Annotated in this window: 8 protein-coding genes; 3 read left to right on the forward strand and 5 right to left on the reverse strand. The window is 41.5% G+C overall.

Annotation, left to right across the window (positions count from 1 at the left end; genetic code table 11):
* Window positions 1-380 precede the first annotated feature (380 nt).
* The 5 genes from EWV84_RS02405 to EWV84_RS02425 all read right to left on the reverse strand — a co-directional run bounded on the left by EWV84_RS02405 (window position 381) and on the right by EWV84_RS02425 (window position 7,235).
* On the reverse strand, window positions 381-3,134 hold the full coding sequence (locus tag EWV84_RS02405) for a formylglycine-generating enzyme family protein (protein ID WP_287076193.1): 2,754 nt from the start codon (window positions 3,132-3,134) through the stop codon (window positions 381-383).
* Window positions 3,127-4,146 (reverse strand): AAA family ATPase, encoded by a 1,020-nt coding sequence (locus tag EWV84_RS02410; protein ID WP_287076195.1) that lies wholly within the window; start codon window positions 4,144-4,146, stop codon window positions 3,127-3,129. Before EWV84_RS02410 ends, EWV84_RS02405 begins: the two co-directional genes overlap by 8 nt.
* Window positions 4,147-4,154: 8 nt before the next feature.
* Window positions 4,155-6,137, reverse strand: coding sequence for a VMAP-C domain-containing protein (locus tag EWV84_RS02415; RefSeq protein ID WP_287076197.1), 1,983 nt, complete (start codon window positions 6,135-6,137; stop codon window positions 4,155-4,157).
* A 17-nt stretch (window positions 6,138-6,154) separates the two neighbouring features.
* Complete coding sequence (locus tag EWV84_RS02420) at window positions 6,155-6,514, reverse strand: CU044_2847 family protein (protein ID WP_287076199.1); 360 nt, start codon at window positions 6,512-6,514, stop codon at window positions 6,155-6,157.
* Window positions 6,515-6,602: 88 nt separating this feature from the next.
* Window positions 6,603-7,235, reverse strand: coding sequence for a DUF3782 domain-containing protein (locus tag EWV84_RS02425; protein ID WP_287076201.1), 633 nt, complete (start codon window positions 7,233-7,235; stop codon window positions 6,603-6,605).
* Between the two features lie 183 nt (window positions 7,236-7,418).
* On the opposite strand from EWV84_RS02425, the gene EWV84_RS02430 reads away from it, so the two are divergent.
* From EWV84_RS02430 to EWV84_RS02440, 3 genes are all read left to right on the forward strand, one after another.
* Window positions 7,419-8,717 carry a homoserine dehydrogenase gene (locus EWV84_RS02430; RefSeq protein WP_287076202.1) on the forward strand — a complete coding sequence of 433 codons (1,299 nt, stop codon included), beginning with the start codon at window positions 7,419-7,421 and terminating at the stop codon, window positions 8,715-8,717.
* A gap of 18 nt (window positions 8,718-8,735) precedes the next feature.
* On the forward strand, window positions 8,736-9,671 hold the full coding sequence (locus EWV84_RS02435; RefSeq protein WP_287076203.1) for a LysM peptidoglycan-binding domain-containing M23 family metallopeptidase: 936 nt from the start codon (window positions 8,736-8,738) through the stop codon (window positions 9,669-9,671).
* The coding region (locus tag EWV84_RS02440; RefSeq protein ID WP_287076205.1) for a hypothetical protein at window positions 9,672-9,861 on the forward strand (190 nt) is incomplete at its 3' end.

Raw genomic sequence — 9,861 nt, forward strand, 5'->3', positions numbered from 1 at the left:
CTTCTTGTAGTACATCGCTTGGTACAAAAAACAAGGGCAACAAAGCCTGAAACGACCGGCTACTGACTCCTGACTCCTGACTCCTACCCCCACCGAAAAACTTTTTCAGCAGACCCTAAGTAGGGCTTGCTGAATAAATCTAAAAACCTTGTTGGGTAAGACTTTTAGACTTTTTGTCAATCAAAAAGTACCAGTTCTGGGAGTGATCGGGGGAAAATTCCGGGACTTTTTCTCTGAAAATTAGGTAATTGACCCCCTCAGAATCGGTAAAAACCTACACCCCACACCCCAAATAATTGACCACCCCTAAATTAATACGATTGTACTATAGTTGCCTCAAAAAATTCCGGAAAAGGTCAAGAGGGCAAAAGAGCAAAGAGTCAAAGCCCTGGGGAGACACACGCAACCCGAAAACCGATGAAGTTGCTGAGGATGACGGGGAGGTCCCGGTTGCGGTAGGCAGAACGACAGTTAAGAGGGATGACGTTCCAAGAACCGCCGCGCAGTACACGGTATCGTTTATCTGTCAAGAGTTCTTTTGTACTAATTAATAGGCTTTGATAACGATTATCATTATTGTTTTCGTCCCAAACGCTTCCGTCTCTCGGCGGCTCACCTTGATAATTCTCGTGCCACGGATCTAAACACCATTCCCAGACATTGCCGTGCATATCGTACAGCCCGAAGGCATTGGGGGGAAATTGTCCCACGGGGGTCGTTTGTCGTCGATATTCTCCCTTTGGTTCGTCAGCGTAGGTTTTTCTGGCATCGTAGTTGGCTAATTCTCCGGTAATGGTTTCCCCAAAGTGAAATGGGGTGGTTGTCCCAGCACGACAGGCATATTCCCACTCCGCTTCGCTGGGAAGTCGGTATTCTTTCCCTGTCAATTTCGATAATCTCGCGCAAAATTCGACGGCATCATACCAACTAACTTGTTCTACGGGTCTATCCCAGCGCGTCGGTGATCCCCCCCTAGCTCCTTCAAAAGGGGGGGAATCGGAAGCCTCCCTTTCTAAGGGGGGTTTGGGGGGATCTTTAAAGTGGGAGGGATCAGGGTTAAGATTTCGTTCTACTTTTAAATCCGTGCGGGAGGCAACTGCTCTCCACTGGGCCTGGGTGATAGGATAACGCCCCATGTAGAAAGAGGAAACGGTTACTCGGTGTTGTGGTCTTTCACTTCTAAATCCTTCCCAACCAAATTTTTTCACCAGTCTTTCGATTTCCTCGTCTTCCGTTCCCATCGTGAATGTGCCGCCGGGGATTTCCATCAATTCCAATTCGACTCCCTCGGCTAGTTTTTGGACAATGCCTTTTGCTTGCCTTTTTTCCTTTTTAATTACCCATTTTTCTCGTTTAGGAAATAATCCCCATAGACGAGACTGACGTTCTATCGTTGCTACGATAAATTCAAAGGTACGGGTTTTTAAGGGAGGTTCCGAGGGTTGAGGGATTGGAAGGGGATTAGAAATATTAACGGCGATTTTTTCGGCGAATTCTGCGTATTCTCCCCCCAGATTGCCTAAGACTTCGATGCTGACTTGAGCGAAGGGAAGAATTTTTTCTCTTTGTTCTGGGGGATAGGTGGGTAATAGGGTTAATAAAGCGGCAAAACTGCGGATAGGACTTTTAATTTCCCCGGCAATATATTGGGAAATAGCATCGAGTACCTTGATAGTTTGTCGCCTACCGATAGCATCATTTAAGACTTGACGTACCCCGGGCAAAAAGTCATAGACTCGATACTGTCCTTCTTCATTTTCTACAATCGGTTTTAATAGACCTCCCATGTAGAATTCTGCCACATGAACGGGACGCACTTCGTTTAAAAGAGTTTTACGAATAAGATTGACCACCTGCATACTTACCGGGGCAGCTGCCATCATTTTTGCTAATTTTTTGGCTGGTTCTGAAGCGGTGGCAAAAAATCGCTCGACCATTGCCTCGGCTTTATTTTTGATGCTGTTTTTATCTTCGCTGTCTTGCTTATTTTCCTCTCTGGATATAGGGGGAATTTCAATAATTTGTTGTTTAATAAATTCTAAATCAAATAAAAAAGCGGAAATCTGAGCATTACCTGAACCAGCGACAACTTTTGCCCATTGCTTGAGGACTTCTATTTCTAACGTGATTACGGGAATGAGAAGGGTATTTTGCCAGTTAATCGGTAGCCATTGGGGATAATTTTTTAAGATTAATTTCGGATTGGGAACACCAGCAGTTAAAGCAGTGGTAAAGAGTTTACGTCCCCGTCCTAGTTGGGTACTATTCCATAATCTTTCGGGGAAAAGTTGCAGAATAGCGGTGGGTTGTTTTTCCGACCAATCTTTTAGCCAAGGATGAATTAAGGCTTTTTGCCAGAGAGGAGAAACACAATCACTTACTAATAAAACTAATCCCTGTCCCCTGGGATGAATAAGTTCTTTATGGGAGTGATAGCGTTGTTCAGGTTTAGCTTTTTTTCTGCGTCTTACTAACTGTAATTCTTGATTATTTGAGGTTGATATTTGCCAAACTCTGACGGTTTTAAATGCTCCTTGATTTTCTAAGAGATTTTGTAACTCATTAATTAATTCTCGCCAAATAAAAGAGGATCTAGATTCTTCTACTACTAATTCGAGGGTTAACCAGCGTTCCGGTTGGGGTTTAGTCACAGGTAGCCAAATATCCCTTTCTGCAATAAAAGAAGCGGTTGCTTCTTCATCTAGAATAGTTTTAATGGCTGAGGGAACTTTTCCCATGAAAGGACGCAAAGCGCGGCTAATCGGGAGTGCTGTCTGTAGTGCCGCGGCAGCAGGAACTTGAAAAGGAAAGCCTTGGATTGGGGTAGTTTTCTCTATTTCTTGGGGGAGAGATTCTTCGGTAATAACATCGATATTTGGCTGAGATTTTGATAGGTTATCTTCTGGAATGTCCTCTAAATTTTTCTCTATTTCATTAGAAGTTGATGAATCTATTGGCTGTTTATTTTCTGGATTTCTTGGGGGTGGTTGCAAGTCTTCAACTCCCATTTGTAGGGCCAACCAGATGCTATCAGCTACATCTTCATCACTGAGTTGTAACCGTTCGATTAGTCCTGTTTGCTCTAGATAATCTAATAGTTTTTTAATTGATGAATTAGATGGGGATTCACTCATCTTCTATCGTCCCCAAATCTTTCAAAAGTTGACTAATGAGGTCATCTTGAGTTGATATAGCTCCTTTTTTGACCATAAAAATAGCATTAAGTAATTGATCCGTAGCTAGGGTTTGTGAATTGCGCTTTTGAATGAAGTTATCAATCAGTTTATCGATGTCTGGATTGTTAGTAATTGTTTCTTCTAAATGTGCCTCGATTATTTTAATTAAGTCGGGTTTCTCTGGCTCTTTCATGGTTAAACGGAGACAACGACGCAAAAAAGGTGCAGGAAAGTCTCGTTCTCCATTGCTAGTTAAAATCACAAAAGGAAAAGCCTTACAGATAACTAAACCATCTTCTATAGGTGTTTTTATATCTTTCTGGGTAATGTCGGTTGTATCGGTATAAGCAGTTCGGACATCAACCCTTGGAACTTCTTCTTTTAGCCTAACTAATTCGGGGATTTCAAAGCGTCCTTCTTCAAATAAAGTGAGTAAATCATTGGGTAAATCGATATCACTCTTATCAATTTCATCAATTAACAGTATTCTTGGCTTTTCTGACTCTAATAATGCGGTTCCCAAGGGTCCAAGGGTAATATATTTTTCAATCTGTTTTAATTGGTCTTTTCGTTCTTCTGGGGTTAATTCTTTTTGCTCTCGTTCCAGTAATTTAACTTCCTGTAACCGACCGATCGCATCATAGTTATATAGTCCATCTTTTAGGGTAGTATGGGTGGTAATCGGCCAGTATAATACTTCTCCTAATTTTAATTCCTGGGCGACTTTATAGGCAAGAGATGACTTTCCCGTTCCGGGTTTGCCAGTTACTAATAAAGGTCGCCGTAAATACAAGGCTGCATTGACCATTTTAATTTCTTCTTCGCGCACTAGAAAGGTTTCTCCCCGATGCTTACGACGACTTTCTCCCAGTTTCTTTTCTTTGCCAAAAGGTCGCCAGCTGGGAGGGTCTGGTAATGTCCAAGCGTCTGTGGGATCCTGATTTCCTGTAAAAATTTTCCAGTCTTTCATAATTTAATTTATGGCATCAAAAGTGGATAGTTGGGGGGAACAAGCTGATAGTCATCCCAAAGTAATGATAGATGATTCCCAATATGATTATCTTCTAACCAAGCGGCGGAACGTTTATTTTTAATTATTTCTGGTAATTTTTCTAGTGGACATTGACAGATAGGGTCTAATTTTTCCTGACAATTAAGTTCTTGGTTGGCATCGGGTCGTATCCACAGAGATAAAGGGATTCCAGTTTCGTATAAAATGGCTAGAATATTTTTTAACTCTAAGGAGTTTTCTTGACTGAGATTAGTTAACCTTGAACCGATAACATTGTTAAATTTATGATATTTGAGTATTTTATTCGGATGGTCATTATTTGCCAGAGTTTTTTTAAAGATAATTGCTTGCTGATTGTTTGATTCGATCAGTTCTTGGATTTCTTCTTCACATTTTAAGATTTGGGTCAAATTTTGCTGCTGTATATTCCGAAAAAGTTGGCATTTTTTGATCCATAAATAGCTTTGTTGATTTTTGATATTTTCGGCTGTTATTCGTTCTGAAAATCTCATGATTATCTCATGATCGATTCCCCAATGATGGGGATCGCAGCCTGTAGCTATTGCCACTTCATGAATTGAGAATAAATCAATCGGTTTAATCTCTTTTTCAATAAATCTATAGGGTAGAAAAAATTGAACTTTTTCTAGGGAAGATTGACAGATATTTTCTGATTCTCGTTTAAATTTTTTCAGGTGATTAATCAATTCATTTTCTTGGAGATGATTACCCAGACTTATTCCTTCATTGGGGGTTAAAGATTGATATTCTCCACGTTTTTGAGGTTCTTTTTCTGTGGGATGATAATTGTTGATATCTTTAACAATCCAAGCTCTCAGCATTAAAGATTTGTTTTCTTCTGTAAGGCTAACAAATAAGCAGGGATTTTTGTCTGTTGATTTTTGAGAAACATTTAGCGATCGCTGCTGGCGATTAATTTCTAAAGTATTGATTAAAACTTCCCATTTTGTTTGATATTTTTTTAGCCATTCTTTTAATAACTTTGCCAGAGCATCTGTTGAGTTTAACTGAATAACTAAATAGCCAATAAATATTTCTAACCAAGAAAATTTTGATTGAGAAGTATAGGTAAAATGTCTTTCATCTAATTGATAGATTATTTCTATAAAATCAGACCAAGAGAAAGGAATTTTTCTAGGTAAATCCACTAAATTATCCCTCACTTCAATTACTAAATTTTCATAAGCTGTATTAAGTTGATCTTGATAATTCTTGTTTTCAAATACACATCTAATCCAGGAGATAATTTCAGGTATTCTTCCCTCTACTCGTGCTAAATCTAGCAACCTATCCCAAGCTTTTAAAAGAACATTAGTAGGAATAAAAAATGCAGATTTTGCACCCAATTTTTCCTTATCAGCCATTACTGCCATCCCCACTACTCCCTTCAATTGCTCATCCCAGATAGCTGTCCCACTAAACCCACCTTCTACAGCATATCCCGTGCTTTTATTATCTTCTATCTGAATTTTGTTGTTAGCAATATCACCTTGTATCTTACCATCAGACCAGACACCTTCGTTTCTGGAAAAACCATAAGCTTTATAATTATGATCAGATAAATCTCCTATTTCATAGGTAATTAAAGAAACTGGTTGAGCTTGTGAAGGAACTGAATCTTTTAATTTTAAGATAGCAATATCTTGGGGATCATTGCTGTTAATTTTAACCGGATACCAAACCTCTACGGTTGTTTTTAAAGATGTACCCGATGCAATTATCGGAAAATCACACTCAATAATGTCAATGTCAGTGGGTTTCTCAGCAGATGTAACTATTAATCCTAAAGATTCATTAACAACATGAGCGCAGGTAATCAAGTATTCTGATGATATTAGAAATCCTGCCCCAACAATTTCTATTTTATCATCTTGATTTTTTCGTTGCTTATAAATTCTGACCACAGAAAATTCTAGAGATGCAACCATTATTTCTATCTAAGTCCTCATTGAGTAGATGATTGCTTATTTTTTTCCTTGTTATCCCATTTTAGGGTAATTTCATAATTAACATCGGCACTGCCAGATGCAATAATAGCCCCTAGACCAACAGTCATTTTTATCCCGAGTTTTACCTCTACCTGATCAGGAGGTTCATTCAAACTTTTGACCTTATTAATTATGGCATTTGCCACCGGTTTTATCCCATTTAATGCGTCTTCAAAAGATTGAGTGGCTTTAACAGCTATTTGATCTGTTCGACTAATAAGTTCATCTTCTGGTTTCGGTTTGGGTAAGGGTAACTTTTCATCCACCTCGATGTAAATAGTCCCCTCCTCTGAGGTAAATTCCACTAAACGAGTCATAAAAATTCTCCTGTTTATTTTATTGCGTTTGCCCAGACTTAATCTATCACAACGCCATCTTTTTGGCCTCATACCTAATTATATCTCTTTACCAAGTATTTGGTTGAAAGTCAGCATCATTAATAATTGCCACCGTATCCCCAGAGGGTTTAATCACGAATAGACCTTTTCTATATGCGTATCGATCGATTCCCTCGTTGATTTCAATTCCCGCCACTGCACCGTAAGCTTGATAGTTTTGATAATGGGGAAAAGCGATTTTAAAACGAGTCAATTTTTCGATAAATTCATCCACATCATCTTTAGATAATCTAGATTTACATTCCACCACCACGAGTTCTGTATCATCCACCGCTAGTATATCAATTTCCATGGCGATGCCCTGACGTTTGACTCTGGCACGGGGATAAACTTCCTTAATATCAATGCCTTTCTCCTGAAAAAGCCGTAAAACCGCCGGTTCTACCAATTCTTCCACAAATCGACCCCAGGGAGTGGTGAGACTATCTACCGCTTTGCTGGTTCGTTCTACGGTGCGTTTCAGTTCTGCCATCGAGCGCTCGACTTCGGCGGCCCGGCGATCGCTTTCTAATTTCGCTTCGGCAAAAATACGTTCCATTTCGGCCCGAGGAAGATCGCTTTCCCTTAAACGGCGATCAAATTCCTCGGCCGAAGCGCGGAATAGCTGGTAAATATCCTCAAGGGTTACAGGTTCACTCATCGAAAATTTTGGGTCTGAAACCCCGTCGTTCTAGGTTCAAAAATACTGAATATTTATCATCATCAGACCCTGAACGCCAGCAAAAGAAAACCCTACAGACAAAGACCTTGTAATGATAAAATCGACAATGGCGACGGCTTGGCCATTAGTATTTTTTGCGTCGGACTAGCAGGAGATAAAAGCGTGACCTTTAAGATTGGTTTACTCGGTTTCGGGGTTGTGGGGACGGGAACAGCGAAAATCCTCCTTGATCCTTTTGGTCGTCATCCCGTACTCAAAGAGATTACCATTGGACGAGTGGGAGTTAGATCCCTAGATAAACCGAGAGAAATCGAGCTTTCTCCCCATATTTTGACCACTGACCTAGAATCGATCGTTACCGACCCCGAAATTGATATTATTGTCGAATTATTGGGGGGTTTGGAACCGGCGCGCTCTTTAATTCTCCAAGCAATCGCATCGGGAAAGCACGTTGTTACGGCAAATAAGGCGGTTATTGCCCGTTTTGGTGATGAAATCTACGCCAAGGCTAACGAAAAAGGGGTTTATGTCCTCCTAGAAGCGGCCGTGGGTGGTGGAATTCCCGTCATTAAACCCTTAAAACAATCCCTCGGTGCTAATCGCATCAGCAGTATCATGGGAATTGTCAACGGCACAACTAACTATATTCTCACGGAAATGAGCCAAAAAGGGGCAGATTTTAGCGAAGTGCTGGCCAAAGCTCAGGAATTAGGCTATGCAGAAGCGGATCCCACTGCGGACGTGGATGGATTCGACGCGGCCGATAAAATTGCCATTTTAGCTTCTTTGGGTTTTGGAGGTCGGGTAAAACGGGAAGATGTTTACTGTGAAGGTATCCGGCAAGTTAGCGCCGTCGATATCGCCTACGCTGATAGACTGGGATTTGTGATTAAATTATTAGCGATCGCAAAAGATACGGTTAAGGAGGATTCCGATACCCTAGAGTTGCGGGTTCATCCGACCCTAGTACCGAAAACTCATCCCCTCGCTAATGCTAACGGAGTCTATAACGCTATTCTCGTCGAGGGGGAACCCTTGGGCCAAGTGATGTTTTATGGACCCGGTGCCGGTAGCGGACCGACGGCCAGCGCGGTAGTATCGGATGTGATGAATATCGTCGGAATTTTAAAAAGTAGTGGCAAAACCAAGGAACTTGACCCGCTTTTAAGCTGTATTCACCAGCATTATTGTCAAATCGCCCCGATGGAGGATTTATCAACCCGTTTTTATGCTCGTTTTCTCTGTCGCGATGTGCCGGGGGTAATCGGTCATTTAGGTATGGCTTTCGGCGACCATGGGGTTAGTCTAGAATCCGTGGTACAAATTGGTATTAGGGGTGATTTAGCCGAAATTGTCGTTGTCACCCACGATGTGCGCGAGGGCAATTTCCGCAACGCTTTAGCGGCAATAGAGTCTTTAGAAGCTATTGACAGTATTCCTAGTATTCTCCGGGTTTTGTAGTCAAGAAATCGCTTTTTTATGGTCATGGGTCGGAGAATCAAAAGTGAGAAAAGTTGGCTAAGTTTCACTAGCACAATTTTGTTTTTTTGTCTAGGTTTTTTGACCTTGAATCAAAAATTAATTTTTGCCCAAGGGTCTGATAATGTTTGTCCCCTGCCGATTTTATCAAGGTTACAACGCCATAAAATCCAAGCCGGAGAAACAATCGCCTCAATCGCCGAAAAATACGCTCTCATCCCCGCAACAATAATTAAACTCAATCCGACTATTCTCAAAAATGGTTTGGCCCCCGTCGGGAAAGAAATCTTCATTCCCCCGATGAACGGCATTCGCATCGAAGCACCCCGGGGTTCCACTTGGCGCGATTTAGAAGCGGCCTATGGTATTCGTGCCGATATACTCTTTGAGCTTAACGGTTGTGGTCGCCAGCCGACAATAGTTTTTATCCCCGGCACCAATTGGTCCGCCGCCGGCAAGCGATCGGATTATACTGGATTAAGTTCTTATCCCTTACCCTTTGCCAGCACTGTCGGATTAGCCTACGGTTGGCAAAAAAGCCCCACGGAAGGGAAAAATCTCTTTCATAGTGGTATTGATCTTCTCGCAGATGTTGGTACACCAGTTCTAGCCGCCGAAGATGGTCTAGTGATTTATGTGGGTCAGGAAGGGGCCTATGGTAATTTGGTAGTAATTAATCATTTAGGTCGCCGGCAGACCCGTTATGCTCATTTAAGCAGGGTTACAGTCAGAATTGACCAACGGGTACGAGCAGGAGACGTTATCGGTACGGTTGGCACCACGGGACAACCAGATATTATTCCCCCCCATCTTCATTTTGAAGTGCGCTTAGATACTCCCGTCGGTTGGACAGCGCAGGATCCGGCTTTGCATTTGCCCCAAATCGGCCCGCAATCAAGTCATACTAAATCCTGTTTAAAAGGTATAGGAGAGTGAGTGAGTGCCGAGCGGGGGAAGCAATTCTTGACCGGGTTTTTAAAGTTGGATTGGGAGTTAATCATCGAAAATTTGGGTCTGAAACCCCGTCGTTCTAGGTTGGCTTTACCGTTAAATACTAGCGCATTTACCAAATATATGCTAAAATGTGAGACATGGAAAAAGCCTATTCGTTTCGATTTTACCCCAC

The organism is Microcystis sp. M_QC_C_20170808_M3Col, assembly GCF_007095505.1.
In the GTDB taxonomy this organism is placed as follows: Bacteria; Cyanobacteriota; Cyanobacteriia; order Cyanobacteriales; family Microcystaceae; genus Microcystis.

Excerpts from the sequence above, each read along its gene's own strand:
- EWV84_RS02405 (WP_287076193.1), bottom strand. The coding sequence starts at position 3,134 with ATGAGTGAATCCCCATCTAATTCATCAATTAAAAAACTATTAGATTAT.
- EWV84_RS02410 (WP_287076195.1), bottom strand. The coding sequence starts at position 4,146 with ATGAAAGACTGGAAAATTTTTACAGGAAATCAGGATCCCACAGACGCT.
- EWV84_RS02415 (WP_287076197.1), bottom strand. The coding sequence starts at position 6,137 with ATGGTTGCATCTCTAGAATTTTCTGTGGTCAGAATTTATAAGCAACGA.
- EWV84_RS02420 (WP_287076199.1), bottom strand. The coding sequence starts at position 6,514 with ATGACTCGTTTAGTGGAATTTACCTCAGAGGAGGGGACTATTTACATC.
- EWV84_RS02425 (WP_287076201.1), bottom strand. The coding sequence starts at position 7,235 with ATGAGTGAACCTGTAACCCTTGAGGATATTTACCAGCTATTCCGCGCT.
- EWV84_RS02435 (WP_287076203.1), top strand. The coding sequence starts at position 8,736 with ATGGTCATGGGTCGGAGAATCAAAAGTGAGAAAAGTTGGCTAAGTTTC.